At 49.6% G+C, this 19,047-nt stretch carries 13 protein-coding genes; 9 read left to right on the top strand and 4 right to left on the bottom strand.

Annotated features, from left to right (window positions below; translation table 11 throughout):
• Positions 1–41 precede the first annotated feature (41 nt).
• Complete coding sequence (locus GC165_00185; protein MBI1331277.1) at positions 42–566, top strand: hypothetical protein; 525 nt, start codon at positions 42–44, stop codon at positions 564–566.
• Between the two features lie 108 nt (positions 567–674).
• Positions 675–1,772 (top strand): hypothetical protein, encoded by a 1,098-nt coding sequence (locus tag GC165_00180; GenBank protein ID MBI1331276.1) that lies wholly within the window; start codon positions 675–677, stop codon positions 1,770–1,772.
• A gap of 490 nt (positions 1,773–2,262) precedes the next feature.
• On the opposite strand, the gene GC165_00175 is transcribed toward GC165_00180, so the two are convergent.
• The 3 genes from GC165_00175 to GC165_00165 are packed head-to-tail and all read right to left on the bottom strand — an operon-like array spanning position 2,263 to position 3,479.
• A complete protein-coding gene (locus tag GC165_00175; protein MBI1331275.1) occupies positions 2,263–2,475 on the bottom strand; it encodes a hypothetical protein in 213 nt (70 codons plus the stop codon).
• A gap of 55 nt (positions 2,476–2,530) precedes the next feature.
• Positions 2,531–3,049: a hypothetical protein gene (locus GC165_00170; protein ID MBI1331274.1), complete on the bottom strand. Its 519-nt coding sequence runs from the start codon at positions 3,047–3,049 to the stop codon at positions 2,531–2,533.
• Positions 3,039–3,479: a hypothetical protein gene (locus GC165_00165; protein MBI1331273.1), complete on the bottom strand. Its 441-nt coding sequence runs from the start codon at positions 3,477–3,479 to the stop codon at positions 3,039–3,041. The genes GC165_00170 and GC165_00165 overlap by 11 nt, the downstream gene beginning before the upstream one ends.
• A gap of 295 nt (positions 3,480–3,774) precedes the next feature.
• On the opposite strand from GC165_00165, the gene GC165_00160 reads away from it, so the two are divergent.
• From GC165_00160 to GC165_00150, 3 genes are all read left to right on the top strand, one after another.
• Entirely contained in the window at positions 3,775–5,664 is a 1,890-nt protein-coding gene (locus GC165_00160; protein MBI1331272.1) for a hypothetical protein, read from the top strand.
• An 879-nt stretch (positions 5,665–6,543) separates the two neighbouring features.
• Entirely contained in the window at positions 6,544–7,497 is a 954-nt protein-coding gene (locus tag GC165_00155; GenBank protein MBI1331271.1) for a DUF1738 domain-containing protein, read from the top strand.
• A 95-nt stretch (positions 7,498–7,592) separates the two neighbouring features.
• On the top strand, positions 7,593–8,474 hold the full coding sequence (locus tag GC165_00150; GenBank protein MBI1331270.1) for a hypothetical protein: 882 nt from the start codon (positions 7,593–7,595) through the stop codon (positions 8,472–8,474).
• A 36-nt stretch (positions 8,475–8,510) separates the two neighbouring features.
• On the opposite strand, the gene GC165_00145 is transcribed toward GC165_00150, so the two are convergent.
• Positions 8,511–9,050: a hypothetical protein gene (locus GC165_00145; GenBank protein MBI1331269.1), complete on the bottom strand. Its 540-nt coding sequence runs from the start codon at positions 9,048–9,050 to the stop codon at positions 8,511–8,513.
• 506 nt (positions 9,051–9,556) lie between these two features.
• Here GC165_00145 and GC165_00140 point away from each other — a divergent pair.
• The 4 genes from GC165_00140 (at position 9,557) to GC165_00125 (ending at position 18,967) form a co-directional block, all read left to right on the top strand.
• Positions 9,557–10,696: a hypothetical protein gene (locus GC165_00140; GenBank protein MBI1331268.1), complete on the top strand. Its 1,140-nt coding sequence runs from the start codon at positions 9,557–9,559 to the stop codon at positions 10,694–10,696.
• Between the two features lie 36 nt (positions 10,697–10,732).
• Positions 10,733–12,910, top strand: coding sequence for a hypothetical protein (locus tag GC165_00135; protein MBI1331267.1), 2,178 nt, complete (start codon positions 10,733–10,735; stop codon positions 12,908–12,910).
• A 25-nt stretch (positions 12,911–12,935) separates the two neighbouring features.
• Positions 12,936–17,579 (top strand): hypothetical protein, encoded by a 4,644-nt coding sequence (locus GC165_00130; GenBank protein ID MBI1331266.1) that lies wholly within the window; start codon positions 12,936–12,938, stop codon positions 17,577–17,579.
• A gap of 386 nt (positions 17,580–17,965) precedes the next feature.
• On the top strand, positions 17,966–18,967 hold the full coding sequence (locus tag GC165_00125) for a hypothetical protein (GenBank protein MBI1331265.1): 1,002 nt from the start codon (positions 17,966–17,968) through the stop codon (positions 18,965–18,967).
• Positions 18,968–19,047: the final 80 nt, after the last annotated feature.

Here is a 19,047-nt window from a genome sequence, read left to right as displayed (position 1 = left end):
TGGAAATAGCATATACTGAATGTTCGTGTAGGTCATTCACAATGTTGTCAGCTCTCCTAGTTCTGGTTTCTTCTTGCCACGTCCGGCCCCAAAATCAGCAGGTTCCACCGCCGACCATGGAGGAGAAACTCGCGCTTCCATGCTTCAAGCTTGCGACTCAAGAAGAGTTCGATAAAGCCGAGAAAGAAGCGATCCAAACGGTGCAACTCGTCCTAAATGGGAACAAGGGCATCTACCTCCAGAGTGGCAGTCGTAAAGACCCTACCGACACCACTGGTCATCCAGCGCGAGTATTGGGAATCGACTTGCGAGGAGCCGCTACCGCTCAGGACACGCGAGACGGCGTCCTGCTTCGGTGCAAGCTCGTGATGGACAACGGATCATCGATCACGAAGTATTACGCCCCGGCAGCACCGCTCTACAAGGTCGATAAGACTGGTCGTGGCGCGAAGGATTCTGCGTTCGTGTACTTCACTCCGGAACTCACCCGTGATATCGAGCACGTCGAGATCACGGCTCTGACGCTAACCCAGGGTCATAGAACAAGATATGTCGGAAGGGACTAGCTTTGCCGCATCCAATTGCCGTCCGTCTCGCTCTCCATCAAAGCGTTCTTTACGGAACGAAGCAAATGGACACCGCATGGATCAAATGTTCCAAGTAAAGGCGTATCAATGACCAGCCTAGCCTTGCTGTTTATGTCGATGCAGGGTATGGGTTCGCTCTTGCCCTCGTTCAACCACACCGACTCGCTCGCCATTTGCCAAAAGACGCAGAGCCTCTATGTGGGCTTAGACGATGGCATTGTCCGGGAGATCGACATGAAGAGCTACTCCCTAAAGCGGGTGCTTCAGATACCGGGAACCTACGATCAGCGCGACAATAACCGGGAGACCGGATTCAATAGTATCCTCTCGCTCACGCTTTCACCGAATGGCAAATACCTTGCGGCACTTCGTATGGCAAAGGAAGGCGGGTTCTGCATTGAACTCTTCAATCTCGAAACTGGAAATGGGACGCTCATTCGCAACACGACGATGAGTGTTCCCTTTGCGAACGATGCTGACCTCTACTTCGAAGCAGATGGAAACTGGAAGGACCCGTGGAGTATTCGCAAGTGGTCCTTCGCCCAGAGCAGTTCAACCTTGGTTGCCAAGAAGAAACAAACATCTCATCGAATCTGGATCACAGATCAGGGCATTGTATGCCGCGAGTACGGACACATGAGCCTCTATGCTTTGAAGGACAATGGAGCAAGTGGTCTTGCGCTTCCCGATGACTGCTCCGGCGTTGCCGAGCAAACCGATATCGCTATGCTATCCTCCGGACGGCACGTCTACATCGACGACCACGCCAAGGTCAGCTACTCAAACACCCTCTCAACGACGCCAAAGCATCTGGGAACGGCAGACCCTTTCCCGGGTCTTACGCTACCTCGCTACAGCTACGTTTCCCAGGTCCAGTTCATAGGTGAAGATAGCTTTGTATCCGTAGGGGCAATCTGTGAGGATACAAACCGCGAGAAGCGGGTATCCGGTGGTGTTTGCACCGTTTGGAATCTCAAGGATTTTTCAAGGCGAAGCTTCGATACGGGCAAGGACAGCGTTCGATCGATGGCTGCATCAGATAGCATTGTGGCGATCGGCAGGTCCTCGAAGCTCCAAGGCGAAGTCGACCTCTACGACCTCAAAACAGGCAAGCGGCTCGCCGTAATCTCGAGTCAGTATTCGAAAAGCCTAAAAACGGTGAGAATCACTACAAAGGTCGAGTAGCTGAAAACCTGGTCAGCATAACTATCATATGACTTCTGGGACTGGTGGAAGTAACCCCTAGACAGTAACCATTCCACCAGGGCCGGAAGGTATATGAACCCGCCCGCCGCCCTGTTTGTTTGCTGGAACGCTATGAGCGTTCAAAGCCTCCCGCTGGTTGCGGGAGGCTTCTGCCGACAGCCTGTGGAAAACGATGAGGCGTGGCGTTGTTCTTTAATTACTTTGTTTTTATTAATGTCCTTCGAAATGCGAAGTGCCTTTCTTCGCATTTTTGAGGAAGTTGCGCTTCCGAGTGCGCCCGATGTGGATAAGCCCTTCGCTTTCTAAGGCTACAAGGGCCTTTGAAATTGCCTCGCTTGAGCGTCCAGACCGTTGCTGGAGAACCCGGTACGACAGAACGACGGGAGAATCGGCTCGATTCCAGCCAACGGTACAGCGAAGGAGAATCATGAGGATTCTAAGTTCGGTGTCTTTAAGGGTCGGAAGGAGCTTATCGATAACGAGGTTTGGGGTCCGTGTCCAGGGTGTCAGCGATCCGAGCAGCTTCAATCTGATCTTTGGCATAGAAGAATTCTTTAGGTGGTTGGTATTTTCGGCGCACCGCCTCAATGAGGTAGGCGCCGGGACGTTTTGCTTTGCGTAGCGGTAGCCAGTCGATTTGCTTCTCAAGATCGTCTAAGGGAAACATGAGGAGTTCGGTCACTCCGCGATGGCTTATTCCGAGTCTGAGGAGTCGTCCGGCGAGGCGCACCGCCCTTTCACCACGAGTTTCGTCCATGGGCGAGGAGTAATGATTCGAATTGCTTTGCCTTGGCCTCTAATGAACCAAAGAAGGCGTAATCTGGACTGCCGTCGGGGCGGACTCCGATTCGGTAGTATCTGAGCATTTCAGCCAGGAGCTTCACGTCGACAACATGGATTCGTGACTTGATGTGAAGTTTCGCCTTTGAGCCTACCGATACGCCGAGTTTCCCGGTGGTAACCAGGAGGCCGAGATCCGCTCCAAGTCGATCCATAGCACCGGCCATTTCGTCAAGCATCCGAGTCCTTGCAAAATCTCTAATTACCTTCACAATCACTCTCAGTTCGATGTTTCCAATGAAGGAACGACACAGGAGTTCGCATCCACCGAGCTTCGACTTTTGCCAATTTAGTCTGCGACCTAGAACCTCGATATCGCCATATCCAGACCGAGCCAGCACCTTAACTGTAAGGTTGATGAGCGCAGGAAGCGAACTCTTAGAGAGAGCTCCTTCCAGCAGTCGTTCATTGTCCATGCTGGGACTCCTGGTTACTGGTATAGCCGTGTGGGTGGCGCGAGCTGACCCACGTTCCCGGTTTCACACCGAGGAAAGCTGTATTCGTTTCGTCGAGTTCATCGTAGGCGGCGGCCGGGAGACACCCCGGGCAGCCAACTAGGTCGCAGACTGAGTGGGTAAGGAATTTTCCTCCCTCCGCGACAATGTTTCTTGGATCGATCGGCATTCCGAGTTCTTTTTCAATGGCGGCTGTTATTCTCGCCACTAGCGCAAACGAGGGGTTAATTTGATGATTGAGCAGTCTCGATATGGAGGAGGGATTAACTCCGGTGTCGAGCGCAAGGCGTTTAACTGGAACGAACGCATAACGGTCCGTGTGTTCGAGCACGTCCGTTAGGCGGTTGAATGTGGGGCCGTAGCCCCCGGCTAAGGGTGTTTGGTGTTTCATGCACCCATTGCAACACGGGTCCAGTGACCGTCTCCACCCTTGACCCACTTGTGCAATTGTGCGTTGCACGAGCGGAGCACCTTTCGCGCCTAGATTCTCCACTCGCGATAGTGGTGAGCATGTCAAACCTACAAAAACATGTTTCGCCGGAGTTCATTTGTCCACAGCCCAATGCTAGGGGTATTGCAAGGACCCAAGAACTCTATTTCAATGTGAGTGGTCGCAGTATCACGGAAGAAGAAGCTCGCGACATATTAGCGCGAGTCATGCGCTATTTATTCCTAATGAACTTTCCATGCTCAGATACGGAACGTACACCAGAAAGTCCGATGACGATCGGTCCGTAACCGAGAAGTCCACAACTGAACAACTCGCAGAGTGCGCAAAGCTGATTAAGGCGAGCGATCTAAGAGAGGTCGCGAGTTGGGAGGAGAGCAAGTCAGCAAGGCACCCATATCAGCGGCCCAAATATAGTGAAATGATCTCCCTTTTGGAGAAGGGAAAAATCGACGGAATTGTTTGCTGGCACATCAACCGTCTGGTTCGGAATATGGAAGAAGGCGGAAAGTTGGCCCAGCTCCTAATCGATGGTCGCTTAAAGGAGATACGAACTCCGAGCGCAATATACCGAACTGGCGACAACATAATGCCGCTCGTAATCGAAGCAGCTTCGGCGACGCAGTTTAGTTTGGATCATTCCAAGGTAGTACGCCGGGGGATGGACGGAAGTTTTCGCTCAGGAGGGTGTATCCATGCCGCTCCACAAGGGTATCGCAATGCTAGAGACCAACTGAACTTGAAGAAAGGGACTGTCGAAGTCGATTTGGACCGTTTCGACATGATTCAGAGGGCATGGAAGCTAATGCTCACGGGGAGTTACACCGTCAGTGAGGTTCGTCGAACCCTCAATGGTTCATGGGGCTACAGAACTCGGAAAACGAAGAAAGGAGGCATGCGACCAATTAGCTACAGTGGCATTTATCAAGTGCTAAAAAACCCGTTCTATGCGGGCTTCGTTCGAGTCAAAGGCGAATGGGTCGCCGGAAGGCACGAACCGATGGTAACCCTGGCCGAGTTTGAGCAGGTCCAGGTTCTGATTTCAAAGAATTCGTTCAGTGCCCCTCGTGTTAAGGAGTACTCGTTCACTGGAATCATGCGGTGTATTCATTGTGGGCAACAGATTACAGCTGAGCGAAGGATTCTCAAAAATGGGACTGTCTGGGAAAACTACCGATGCTCAGATTCAAAAGGAGCTTGCACAAAGCGAGGCATGTCGAAGGCCATGGTGAGCCGGGCAGTAGTAGGTGCCATGAAGCACCTTCAGATCGAACCCGAAATGCTTCGAATTGCTGGCGACAATATTCGCGAAGAACTGAAACTCTCAAGCGTCGATCCCCGAGCAGTCTCAGAAACTCAATCCGCGCTACTCAGGGCAGTGGACCAGAGGCTCAAACGACTCGATGAAATGTGGATTAGCGGTGTTCTTACCGATTCAGATCGATATCATGAACTTGAATCCAAAGAGCTTGCTGTGAAGAGTGAACTTTCTAAAGAAGCAGCGCGAATCGAAGGCGAGGCAAGCGTAGTGATTGGAAACCTTGAGAGATCATTGCAATTCCTTGCGACGATTCAAAGGGAGTTCAAAACCTTTCCTACGGAGCGCCAAAAGAACATTTGCAAGGCTCTAGCAGACGAGATCCTATTTGACGGGGTGGCGAAGACAATTCAGGTCAGAGTTAGGCCACTCCTCAATGAATTGGTAGCTTTCACACGAGAAATCAGTCCGTTTGAACCATACGAATCAGGCTCTGGAAACACAAAAGAACCGGCTTTTGTGAAGTCGATTCTTTATGGTGGGCCAGAGCAAACAGGGGTTGGAAGAATTGCTCACGTGCAACGACTACTCCGGGAGGAAGTATTTCTGGGGGAGATTGTTCTTAGTGAAGGCGTCGATACGCTGGAAGTATGCAATACAACCACTTCCCACCCCAAGTCTGCCCAAGCCCAAACGAGAAAGGCATTGAGAAAACGAAGGAGCTGTACCAGAAGCACACAGGAAGGGAGATTACGACCGACGAAGCGCGCGACATCCTCCGCCGCATCATGCAGTACCTCTGGATCACCATGGAGCACGTGCGTGAATGCGATGAAATCGGCGGCAACCCACCAATTGACGGAGGATTGAGCCATGGACCCACACCTTCACCCCAATGCCAACCCACGGCGGATTGAACAACTGAGACATACCTTCAAGGAAAAACGATCGAGAGGAGAGGTAACGGGCCGAGTTCCGATCGGCTACATGCGCCTTTGGGACTCAGAAGCGCAGGTATCTCGGATTGTGCCGAATCTCGAGACCCACCCACTAGTGCAGGAAGCGAAGCAGCTGAGAGCAGAAGGGATGTCGATCCGAGAGATTTCCCGTGCTATGGCTGAAAAGGGGCTCCTATCTCGTGGCAAACCAATTGGTCCCAGCTCGATGTTGAAGGTTCTGAATAGAAAGTGACTCAAAAAGAGCCGCGCTTGCAAAGCAACGACTCCATCTGTGTCTGCAATCTCCGTACTGCGTACATCCCGTTGATGGCATCTCAGGTTTGAGGATTTGCGATCCCTTCTCACAGCAGACAGTCACTTCCCCAGACCGGGCAAATTTGACCCCAAGCACGACTGTCACTTTTCCGCCTAGTAGTGAAATCCCTACCAGGTATCCAAGCCTTCAAAACATGGGGCGCTCAAAATTGCTTTCATAATTGGAAAGCTACTTATAAACGTCCCTTTATCAGGGGCTAATTCGGATTGTACGCTTGAATGGTATTTTTGTCGATGTGCCTAGGTACATCGAAACCCCTGTCGAGAGCAAACAGCCACCCCCTTTTACGGAGATGGCCGTTCACTTTGATGTGTTCTTTTTGGTGGGCCAGAACAAACAGGATTTGGAGGAATTGCATGTCTGAGAGAATTACTGATCAAGGACACCATTCCTCCGGTATGAACCTTTCACCCAAATGAGGAACGATTGATTCCTTAGAATTGCACCAACGCAGTTCGATTTTCTCGCAGTCCGATTGAACACCACTATGGCAGGGCGGCATTAGGTCGCGAATTTTTCCAATTAGGAACCTGCCATGAATTCCATCCAACCACCATTCCGAAGGAGGCTGACGCGTTGAGCGGAAACCTCTACGAAATCGTCACTCTGAAGATCATCGAAGCATTGGATAGAGGAGTCGTGCCATGGCGAAGGCCTTGGCACAAATCTTCCTTCATGCCCCTAAATCTCCTGACCAACAAGCCGTATCGCGGGGTAAATCCCTGGCTACTGAACTCGACGGCATTCGCCGATCACCGCTGGCTCACTTTTCGGCAAGCCACCGAACTGGGGGCCAACGTCCGATCCGGTGAGAAGTCAACGATGGTCGTGTTTTGGAAGTTTCCTGAACGAAAATCCGAGACCGACGAAGGCGAAGAGAAGCAGTACCCGGTCCTCCGGTATTACAACGTCTTCAATGTCGAACAAATCGAGGGTCTCAAGATCGCGGATGCGGTACGTCCCATTCTATCTGCCAAGGACCGGGTTAAACGAGCAGACTCAATTATCGAGTCGATGCCTATGCCACCTTTCCTTGAAGAGCGTGGGACTGAAGCTTGGTATAACCCCGGACAAGACCTCGTGCGGATTCCTCCGTTGGCCCTGTTCGATTCGGTCGATGGCTACTACCGCACCAAGTTCCATGAGTTCGTACACGCCACGGGACATGAGTCCCGGCTAAATCGCTCCGGGGTCATGGGTTCGATTCACTTCGGATCGGAAGGATATAGCCGTGAGGAGCTTGTCGCTGAATTCGGATCAGCGTTCTGCTGTGCCACGGCTGGTCTCGACAATTCGAAGATCGACGACTCAGCTTCATACATCGGCGGCTGGCTCCGTGCTCTCAAAGCTGATCCGAAGGCTCTCGTTGTGGCGGCAGCTCAGGGACAGAAAGCAGCGGACTACATCCGTGGTGTTTCCTATCTCTAAATCCCTTCCCTCTGCGTTCGTGGAGGGATTCTTTTTACGAAGAGATTGGGCTCGTTATGAGTACCGGGCTGGTCAAATTGACGTAGCATTTAGAGATGGAGTTTGACTTCAAGCAGTACATCTTCGAGCGGTGCTCAGCAGTGGTTGTTCATGCTCCAGGTTATAAGAGGCCGCTGGGTATTTACTCTGGCTTTTTTGTCGACATTGAAGGTCAGTGGTTTTGGCTCACGGCGGCCCACTGTAAAACTGAGATACGCGAGACAATAGAAAACTGGCCCACTTGCGAAGTTGACTTCCTCACTTACCTCGGCGGAGGAAGCGAGATTGCATTTTGTCGTGACGATTGCACCTTCGTGGACTTTCAGGAAATCAATAAGACTCAGATGGAACTAAACGGACCGCTTGGCGAAGATGAAGCTCGGATTGCGGACCTCTTCGATGTAGCTTGCCTGCCGGTACCTGATACCGTCGTCTGCTACCTTCTCAATAAAAATGTCGCAACTTTCGCCTTGGAAGAATTTGGTGAAGATGTCTCTAAGTACCATGACCGGAAGAGAGTCGATGCGGCAATTTTCTGTTGTGGAATTCCCGGTTCCTCCTTTGAACTGGAAGGTACCGAAGCCACTGTTCGACCACGGCTGTTTCCTCTCCACCCTGAACCAAACGAAGACATAAATCCCGAGAAAGTGGACTTGGAACAGGAATTCTATGTCTGGATTCCGGTGAATTTTGTTTCAGAAGGATCCAATGAGAGTTTGCAGGGAGTAAGCGGAGGGCCGGTTCTTATGGTTATTGAAAACAAAGATGTTCGCGTGATTGGTATTCAAACCAGAGAGAGGCCTGGGAACGGAGGCAAGTCCGTTGGTGTATGCCCTCTAAATGTAGTCGTTGAGCGGTTGCAATCATGCGTTCAAGAGTTCATTCGATTAAGAAATGAGCGGGTAGCAAAGCTATTCGCTGGAACGATAACTAGCTAAAAAGTGAACCCCCTGGGAGGGGTTCATTGGAACATGCTACTCGAACAAGAGCCCGGGAACAAATTTGTCGACGATCGAGCGAATGAGGTTGTCGACAGATGGAAGATATTCCTTTCGATTCTTGCAATGGTCTGGCCCTTGCCTAGAGATAATGAGATCAGAGGTGAAGTCAAACTCATATCTCCACAGCCGCGCGGTGCGAAATGGCTCTTCGCTGAGGTTGGGTCCAAGGTGAGCATAGAAGCCGCCTTGGACGACGAGAATTCTAGGCGCACCCCACCTAAGCGGTACAGTGGCCGCACGCTGATGAGCGGGTCCGTTAACTCCGGTGACGAGCGTTTGACCGCCAAGAACAATTTCCTGAGCTTCTTTTTCTATTTCCCAAAGCTCTACTTCGTTGTGCTTGGTCGGACCGAAGGCAGCACTCACCATAGCAAGCTTAGTGCCGAGAAGTCTGGAGTTGCCATAAAGCCAAAGTGAGGCCGGTTCGTAGAAGCCGGGTTCTTCGCTAAAGGGAGCGGTGCGGCGAGGTGGGTTTGCTGGTTGATGAGTTGTTGAATGTGCATATGCGTTCACCGCATCATCGTCTCAGTACTGACGTTATTGAGTGAATCCTTAGCAGTCTGTGCAACTGACGCTATAGATTCAGCCATCTCGCCAGAGCCACGACGAGCAACAGGAGGACGGCACCAATGAGCTTCCAGTTTTCACGAATGATCTCTTGTCGCTTGGCTTCATCAATTTTCTTCGCGCAGTGTTTGCAAACCACACGCATTCCGTAGCTGGTGCGTGCCGAAACTGCCCGGTCTCGACCGAACCTAATATGTTCGCTTCCTCCCGTTCGGACCTTTCGCCGAAGTTGGAAGTCTGACGATTCAAAGTGTCTTCCACAAAGATAGCAATTCGACATTCCTACACCATAAAGTCAACCCGCTGAGGTCGCCAGTCTTAATGTGTCGATGCAATCGCAAAAGCTAAGACAAAGGGTTTCAATTTGAAGACAGAATGCCAACCTCAAGCGAAAATAATTTTTATCAATTGACGGAGAGATCACCTTAAACGTGAGGCATCATAGTATCAATATGCTTTTCGATCCAGATCTAATCGATGCTAATAAGGTTGGTCCCGCAGCCCTAAATGAGGGCGTCTACAAATACTTAGCCACTGCGAACAATGAAGTCAGCCAAAGAGTCCGGGGTCGTCTCAACGAATGGTTTGCGGGTTACCCTGAAGATGAGCGATGGGAAATGGCTCAGCGCATTAAGTCGAGTGGTCGCGAATTTGACAGCGAGCTTTTCGAGTTGCTCATGTACTCAACTCTTCGGCAACGAGGATTTAACATTCAGATTCATCCAGACCTCCCAGACGATGTAGACAAGAAACCAGACTTCTTGGTTACAGATGCCAACGGGAACCTGATGTATCTGGAATGTGTGTTAGCGAGAGGAGAGTCTGACCGGGAGGCCGCGGCTCAGAATTTACTAAATGGCGTCTACCAGAAGATCAATGAACAGCTCCGCACCCCCGAACTGTACTGGTCCGTCCGATTATTGAGCCAAACTGCAGCGGCTCCGAGAGCCGGACAGATCGTTTACTCGCTCGTAAATTGGCAACGAGAGCTTGATCGTGAAGCGCTACCTGGGATTCTCGAAAGGAACGGCGTCGAAGGATTGCCGAAACATTTGTGGGAACAGAATGGATGGTCCGTTGAATTTACGCCGCTACCTAAAGACCCTGCCAAACTAGATGTCCCACACAGGCCATTAGGGATTTTTCAGGGTGATGCGGTTATCGTTGACGATGAAGGACCAATCCTAAAGGCAGCGGATTTCAAAGCTGGTCGATACGGTGAAAACGCCTATCCCTATGCAATTGCAATAAGTGCTACAGGACTCTTTGCTGAACTGATGGATTTCCACGACGCTCTCTTTCCCAGCGGCGTAGGACGACCTGGTGGATTTTGGAAACGTGAAGACGGCACTCTACGAAATCAAAATGTGAATGCCATAATTGGCGTTGCCAAATGTCGTTCTGATAACTTTGGAGCGGTGAAAGTCTGCGTCTTCAACAATCCTTTTGTAGAAGCTCCCGCGATTATGAGTCGCCTGCCTTATCCAAAACGACAATGTACGGAACAGGGTTATGACGATTTGCCAGGCGAGAGCATTTCAACCATTCTGGAATTGCCAGCGGGATGGCCCAGACCTGAAGTCGCAGGATAGTTTTGAATGAGCTTGAATCGTAGGCGAAAGGATTCGATGAGTTCCAACATTTCTGAGATTTCAAGTCAAGCAAAGTTGGAACTTCCACGCCTGTGGGAAGAAATCACAACGATCGCCGATTCGGTCAATCCTATTGAACTGCTCTGCCAATTGTCTCTTTTGAACCTATCGCACCACGAAGATGAGTTCCCCAACGTGGAAGAGCATGCTCGCTGGCAAGTAAGAATCGAGCTGCTCACATGGCACTTTTTGAGATCGTATGATGCAACGAAGGGGGAAGACGTTTTTGTTGGAGACCACATCTTAAGTCCGCTGGAAGAAAAGCTAGATCAATACTTTGCCCAGTACTCAATTTCTCTGCTCGAAGCTCCAGTAGGCGACCAGGTGAAGGACTTAGAGACTAGCCTTCGAGTCAAGATGAAAAGTGAAGCGCTACACGTTCGAGGCGAAGGAGTTCCGGCTCAAATCGAGGTTCTTTGCAAGGGCATATATGGTCCCCATCAAGATTGGTTCACGAAGAATCTCGGGTTTACAATCGAAGATGCCTTTCTAATAGGAAATGCGTTCTTCGAGCTTGTGTCAGAAAAATTCAGCGAGCGAAGACGCGAGGCATGGCAAGGGCAACAGCAAGCCATTGAGGAGTACGAAAAACTCCTTTCTACTCATGAAGCCGAGCTAAGCGAAGATCAAATGAAAACCCAAGCTAATATTCGATCGATCGGCGTTGAAGAATCGGCTAAACAGTTCAGCTTGTTCTCCCTCTTCTATCAATTGCGTTACGGAATTGGCGTTACCCACACTGACCTGCAAGAAAAGCTTCCTGATTATTCAAAAGAAGCGATTGAATCCTTCCTAACGCGCTTGAGTCATGAGCTTGGTTCGGTTGAATCCGATCCTGACCCAATCGGAATGAACCCACTTGTCTCCAGGCCATTCATCAGATTCGAGGGTATGTACTTTCTGCCGGTTCCTAGTGCAATGTATGAAGCATTTCTCTCGACCTTCCACTTTGATATTTGGCATGATGAGTCTTACCGAAGTAGATATGATGACGCGCGAGCGAAATGGCTTGAGATTCAGTCGCTAGAGGCATTAAGGGGGCTCTTCCCGCAGGCAAAAGTTCATTGGAGCCTTATGTATGGCCCGAAGAAAAATCGGCAAGAAGTTGATGGTTTGGTTCTGTTTGACAACAAGCTGATCTTTGTGGAATGCAAGTGGAAGTCAGTGACTCTGAGCGCTCGTATGGGCAATGTAGAAGCACTAGAGACGGACTTAGATAAGTCGATAGTCGCCGCGTTCAATCAAGCAAAACGTGCGAGAGACTTTGTTAAGTCGTCTCAAGGGCCAGTCGTGTTTACAGACTCAGCAGGGGTTGACGTTGAAATTGACCCGGCCAAGATTCGGGAATTTGTCGAGGTTTCGCTCCTTGGGCGTGGAGCAATGGCTATCTTAGCGGCAAACTTGCCCAACCTAGCTTTGCCGGGAATGTTTGACGAAGGCGAATATCCTTGGGCACTCGCATTAACTGATCTTGCTTTGATATGTGATCTTCTCGAATTTCCTTCCCAACTATTTGACTATCTGCGGAGAAGGGTCTCCATCGTCGGCGACAAAAACCGACTGATCCATGACGAGTGGGATATCCTTGGACTCTATCTTGAAGGCGATTTGCACACCGCTGATTCAACGAAGTCTGGAAGCGTTTTCGAGATTTTTGGGAAGTCAGATGATCGGATTGACAGGTATTTGAGGGCAAAGGAAAATCCAATGCTGCCTCGTGTTGAAAAACCCGCACGAAAGATTCCTTCTGGATTGAAAAAGTACATTTCAGCTGCAGAACAATGTGATCAGCTTGGCAGGAGCGATTTTGTCATCGAGCTTTTAGGCTTGTCAGACCGACGGTTAGAAGAGCTTTGGCAAGCGATACAAAAGGTACTCAAGTCAACGGAAACTGACCGAGGCATTCATTCGACATTTGCTCAGTTCGGCGAAAGAGGAGTGGCCTTTGTTTCCACGGCCGGTGATCCCGAACAAATGTCAAATGTGCTGGCAACTTATTGCGAAGCCCGCAAGTACAGAAACAAGCTCAAAACCTGCTTGGGAATGGGCGTCGATGTGACACTTCCTGATCCGCCACATACACTTGCCTTCTTTCACTCGAATTGGCAATACGATGCCGAACTCGAAAAACTAGCCCAAACTCTCCTAGGGTAGATAGGACCTCTATATCAATGAAGCCATGAGAAAACACACTTCACCTCCAGGAGGCGCTTCAACCATACGAGGTATCGAATACCAAATCCTTGGAAGTCTTTTTGAATTGACCAAAATACAGGTCGAAAATCTGAGGCAAGCTTCCAGTGGTCAAGTTACTCATGCCGACATTACGCTGGAACCCGTTCAGCTTGGAGGTGACTGCATTTCAAGACGAAATGATCACCGCAAGCATATTCAGTTCAAGTCTCGAAATCCAAATTCACCGTGGTCATTCAAGCTCGTTTTAGAAGACGTATTGCCGAATTTGCTAAAGAGCGTGGACTTAAACCTCTTTGACGACTTCGTATTCTCAACAAATGGCAGGCTTGGAAATTGGATAAACATTGCCGAATGGATCGCTGAATTTAGGACTCGGCAGATGCCTCGATCAATGGAGGATTACGCAAACACTTGGAATTCTTCACGCTTCATCAAGCTTCCGTGTGGGATTTTGGACAAGGCGAAGGGGGATTTACTACGCGAGCAAGAATTCTTTGACCTGTTGACCAAACAGTTGATGGGCACCGCGACCAATTCCGACCTGCAATCGCACCAAACGCTCTGGCGCTTATTCTCAGGGATGGAATTCCGGTGGGAACGTGGCGACGAGTACTGGCAGGAGGTAGTCATCAGTTTTCTGTCCAGCCTAATTCCCGATCCCGACAAACGGAAGGACATGCTCGATCTAATGTTGAGGAGAGTTCAAGTTCTTGCAATGCAGGGAGATCAGGTGATTTCGAGCGAAGAGTTCTTCGGCGAATTCAAGTTGAATCTCAATGGTTGGTTCGAGTGGAAGAACCTATTGGCCTCTTCAAAGGAAGCACTTGATCGAAAGCTCAGAACTAGGCGATATGTACAATCTGATGACGCGCGTCGTGCGGCGAACGCCAACTATGATCAGGATGTATTAAAGATCACAAGCCGATTTACTCCTTTGAAGGGACGCAGCGGCCAGGGCAAGTCTTGGGAACTCAGTTCGCGAGCGGTCGCTTGGTCCGAAAAGATACCCGTACTTATCGAAAAAGCGTCGGACTCGGCCATTGGCCTAAAAACAGAGCTTGAGAGGCGATTTGCAACAGAGGTCCTAGGAAGAACTGATTCACTCCAATTTGAAAAATATCCCGAACTTATAGCAAAGGTACATCCTGACTACGCTAGTCATTGGCTAACAATTGCTGTCGATCAAGTTGAGTCGGCAGGTTGGATCGATGACCTGTATCAGCTCCTTAACCCGATTGAGGGCATAAGAGTCATTGTGGCTTCTCAGAGTGATCCTGCCGATGAGTTTCTCGCCGATGCCCCTGAGGACATACACGAGGTCGAAATTGAAAACTTTTCCGACCAAGAACTTGCTTGCTTTCTAACGGACGGAGACCTTGGCAGGTTCTACGGAATGGAGCCGAAACTTCAAGAAACCCTAAAGCTGCCCATCCTCGCCAGCCTATACAAGAAAGTCGATTCAAACGGATTTCGACCGGAAAGCGAATATCAACTCTATGACCATTACTTCCAACGACTCTACAAGCGACTGGGGACGGTCAATTCCGCGTTGGTCAAGGCTTCGCTCTCCCGAGCGAGCCTCGCGGTAGCCCGAAATGAGAAATATCCCTGGTCGATAGCGGACCTCAATAGATCCGGTCTGACACCTGAGTTGATACAGACTTTGGTCGATTTCGGCCTTCTCATAACCACACACGATGGAGAATTCGAGATTTGGCATGACCGAATTCTTGAGTGGCTCTTAGCTGAGGCAAAAGTGGACCAGCTTTTGAGAAATGAAATCCGAGCGACCGAATTTGCTGATAACTGGATTTTCGACTTCAACAACGCCCCGCAACATAAGAACTTTTCGGGATATTGGCTAATGGACACTCTCTGGATATTGGCATCCACCCCTTCGCTTGGCCAGACCATCCTAAGCGATCTCTTTGCAGAATTGGAAACCAGAATTCATCGTTTTGACTCCTTCGTTGAGAAAATGCTTTCGACACTTGGGAATACGATCACCCCAACCATAATCAGCAGACTTCAATTTACGCAAGGCAACTCTCATGCTCATTGGCGACATCGGTATGTGGATTTTGTCGTCCAATTTCCGCTTCCTGAGGTTGTGCCTTTTATGCTTTCGAACATAGAGGGCGCTAGCTCTGAAGCCAGAGAATCAGCATATGATTTCTTCAAAGATGCTCCTGGAGTCGTGGCGATTGAACCCCTGTGGCAACGCTATTTGAAGGTTTCTGCGGATAGCGGTCTTGGATATGACTACCGCTCAGACGAGAAACCTGACAATTTTCGCGAAAGTCGAGATGTGTGGAGTGCCTTGTATTCCTGTCTTCCTCTTTCCCGTGAATATCTTGAGTCAAAACTTGCCGAGCCTGAAAATCACCCAACTTGCGTATCGTTGCTCTTGGCGGTTTTACGTAAGGTTCACTATGGAAAGGAACTTTGGCTTCACTACAAGGCAGGCCTCATTGAATTCCTACTCCCGAAGGATCGCTACCAACGCGCTTGGACGGCCGGCGAATTTAATGACTTGGCTGAAGTGCCATGGCTTCGCTCAGTTCTGGATGATGCGGACTATTCGCTGCCAAGTGAAGCTTTGTCGGCCCTTGTGAGGATCAACCAGGAGATTGCAATCCACTCAATCCGGGACTGCGATCCCTACAAGGTTTATCTCTCTCGAAATAGGATTATTGAGCCACTCTGCTACCTAAGATACGAGGAAGTCATGAGCGAGGTAGAGCGCCTCATGGCTTCGAATCCGAACGAACTTGCCTCTTATGTCCAATGGTTTATAGACATCCCCAATCTGCTCACCACAAAAGCTCTGGACCTCATCCTAGATGGATTGGAAGTTAAACTGGTCGATTGCAACTCTGAGCAAGTTTGGCCTTGGATGCAAACACTTGAAGGAATCACCAGGCCTGACTTACTCACAGTCCTAGCTGGACGCGCAGGCACAAAATTTGAGCAGGTAATGGTGGATATGCTCGTGAATCGGGCTAAGGAGCCCGGTAGTTACCACGACTCGACACTTACAGCAAGTGTGACTGTATTGCAGAAGTTCTCCTCGGCCGGAGTCGCAAAGTTGGCGAATCACTGGTTGAAATCCGGCGACCGCTTTGTCAGAATGGCCGCTTTTGATTTGATTCCCTATGGCTACGATTCGGCAACCCTCGACCTCATTCGCGCTATCATAACTGAGCCAACTCCGAGCGGTGAAAGGCCTTATCCGTTAGGAAACATTCAAGACGCTTTAGCGATTGTGCAAGAATGGCCAATCCTCATTGAGTCCATTTTGAGACGATCGATGGAGTCTTCACAGGAGGTAGCAAATTATCGGCCCGACAACAGTCCAATTCCCGACTCCGAGTTATCGCAAGCATTAAGTATCTGGCAAAGCAATCGGAGTGATCGAGGTGCGATCATGGCTCTTGGCTTTGCACAAAGGGCAGAGTTTGGAGATGACATTGCTACCGTTCTTCGAGACCAACCCGAGGAAGATTCTCTTTTCAGCGGATGTCTCTGGAGTTTGAACATGATGCCTGAGCTTTCCCAACAGGCTTCCGATATTTTAGCCGACATTGCGAATAGGAGTGAGAATTGGCTCGCTATACGCGCTCTGGAGGTCGCTGGAACACTAGAATCAAAGCTTCGCTTGATCGCGCTTGTCGAAAGCGTCTACCAAAAACCAGTTGAACTCCCGATAGGTCTTGACCGGATCCACACCATAACAAATCTCACGGAGCATTTACTGTTGCTTCCTGAAACCGCATTACGAGTTCAAGAGCTTTGTCTCAAGCTTGTTATATCTGGCGTCGAGCGAAATGTCTTCGCAAGAGAGCTTATTAACTCGATGGGATTGTATGCCCTAAGCACACCTCAATTTGAGTTCCTATTTCAGAATTCCGTTGTGGTCGAATATTGTCGAACCCTAGCTTTCCAGAGCGATTCAAGTATTCGGTTCGTCGGAAATAAGCGAAACGCAGTCCGAGGGCTTTCTGTTTCCAATCCCAGTTTGGCATTCAGCGCAACTCTTCGCATTGTACAAACGGCTTCAGCTCACGATCGAGAACTTGCGCCGTTCGACTTGTTGCGTTATGACAAGCAGCAAGGCATCAAGGTTCTATTGGCTGAGTTTCTTGCAGCGAAGGATGAAGTGTTTCGGACATATATTGGCATAGCTCTAGCTCCGCACGTTGACAGAGCAGAACTCGTTCAGGACCTTGTCCTAACTAATGACGCAATTGTCAAGCGAGCCGCCTTTCTCCTCAGTCTTCAGAACGAGGCCGAAAAGAACCTATTTCTCCTAACACCACTGATCTCTCACCCGAATAGAGAAGTAAGACTCATTGTTCTCGATTCTATCCGTCGGTTGCACTGCACTCTGACGGCGCAGCACCTAGTGACTGAAATCGCCGGAGAAGAGGATCGATTCCGGCGATATGTTTTAATAGATTGCCTTGCTTCGACAGTCTATCCTGAGCTTGAATACTGCGGGATGCCAGACATACTTGCCGAAGTGCTCATGCAGGAAGGTTATGCGATCCGAGAGGAAATGCGTGAGAAGGTTAAGAAGAGGCAGAAAGACCTTCAACGCGACCTCGAGAGGCAGAACCGGCCATAGTCAATTTCTTATAGATTTGGGGAAGTCTGCTGAAGTTTCATCGAGTGGTAGAAATGCCAAAGGCATCTTGATAAAATAGGCTCCTAGGTGCTGGCGCAGATTCGTCGGTAAGCAATATGAATCCTATTTGCGTTCTGTCTCGATTTCACCCAGTTGGACAAGGCCTCTTCTTTTCCGGACACTTTTGTACTAAGGGAGACCGAAGGTTTTCTTATGTCTTCGACTGCGGATCAGTCTCTTCCCGGAGCTACCTAGAAGGCGAAATAAGCCACCTTAGGGATCACTTGCAGGGAAACCCAATTGACCTTACGTGTCTATCTCACTTCGATAAGGATCACGTAAACGGATTGAGACAGTTGTTATCCGAGTGCGGAACAAAGGTCCTTGTGATGCCTTACGTTCGGCTCGCCGATCGCATACTCATAGCTCTGGAGTCGGATGCCAATGGCCCTTATCTTCAATTTCTTGTTGATCCGGTTGCCTTCATGCAGGCTGGAGAACTAGCAGCCGATGAAGTAATCTTAGTTGAAGGTGGAGCTGACTATCCGGACGCTCCTCCCTCGGATGATAACAACGACGACGATTCTTCTCACGAAGGGTCAAATGAGGAATATTCATTTGTCCCAGACCTGCCACCTGGAGACGATGTTTCTGAACTTGACACCCCGCTCTTGGCGGACAATACCAAAATGTCGAAGGTTCGAATATCGTCCCACGATCAAACCATTACGATGCGGGGACTGTGGGAGTTTGTTTTCTATAATGAGCACAGGCCCGATCTTGATCTCACGCAGTTTGAGAAATCCATCCTTGCTCTCATTGATGAATGTTGGAACAAAAATAACTACACATTGTCCGATGACTTCTTACCGAGGGCTCGAAAGATTTATGAAGATACCTTTGGTAAAGGGGGACGCAATGCCAATCGAATCTCCCTTGTTATGTACTCGGCTCCGCTTAAACGTCGAAAATTCGTTGATTGGAGACACTATCATCCCATTGAGTTCGAACACTATCTTTGGCATTGCTTTGACATAATGAGACCGAAGCGTTACAACAGAAATGTTCACGTGTTGGGAAGCCAGATTTCTGGCCTACTTCTTACCGGAGACATTTTCTTCACTTCAGCCACAGGAGTGCAAAATGCACGTACTCATTTCGGCGGCAGACGTTGGAACCGAATAGAAGTGCTTCAAGTTCCCCATCACGGCTCCAGTGAGTCATGGCATGTCGGCGCTAGTAATCTATTCCAACACCGAGTAAGCGTGTTTTCGTCAAAAGCAGGTAACCGGAAACATCCCGGAAAGATGGTTCTTGACGATTTAGCGTCTACTTGGTTGGTTCGCGTTACGGAGACGGACCCGTTTTCAGTTATAGGCTGGATATAGATCATTTCGATCCTGCGCTGGAGACAGCTACAGTTTCAGAATCCTCACTTTGGACCTACCAACATTTCAAATCTACAGAA

The sequence above is a fragment of the Armatimonadota bacterium genome (assembly GCA_016125185.1).
In the GTDB taxonomy this organism is placed as follows: domain Bacteria; phylum Armatimonadota; class Fimbriimonadia; order Fimbriimonadales; family Fimbriimonadaceae; genus Fimbriimonas.
Note: the sequence above shows the minus strand (reverse complement) of the source record. Positions and strands in the feature narration are given on the sequence as shown.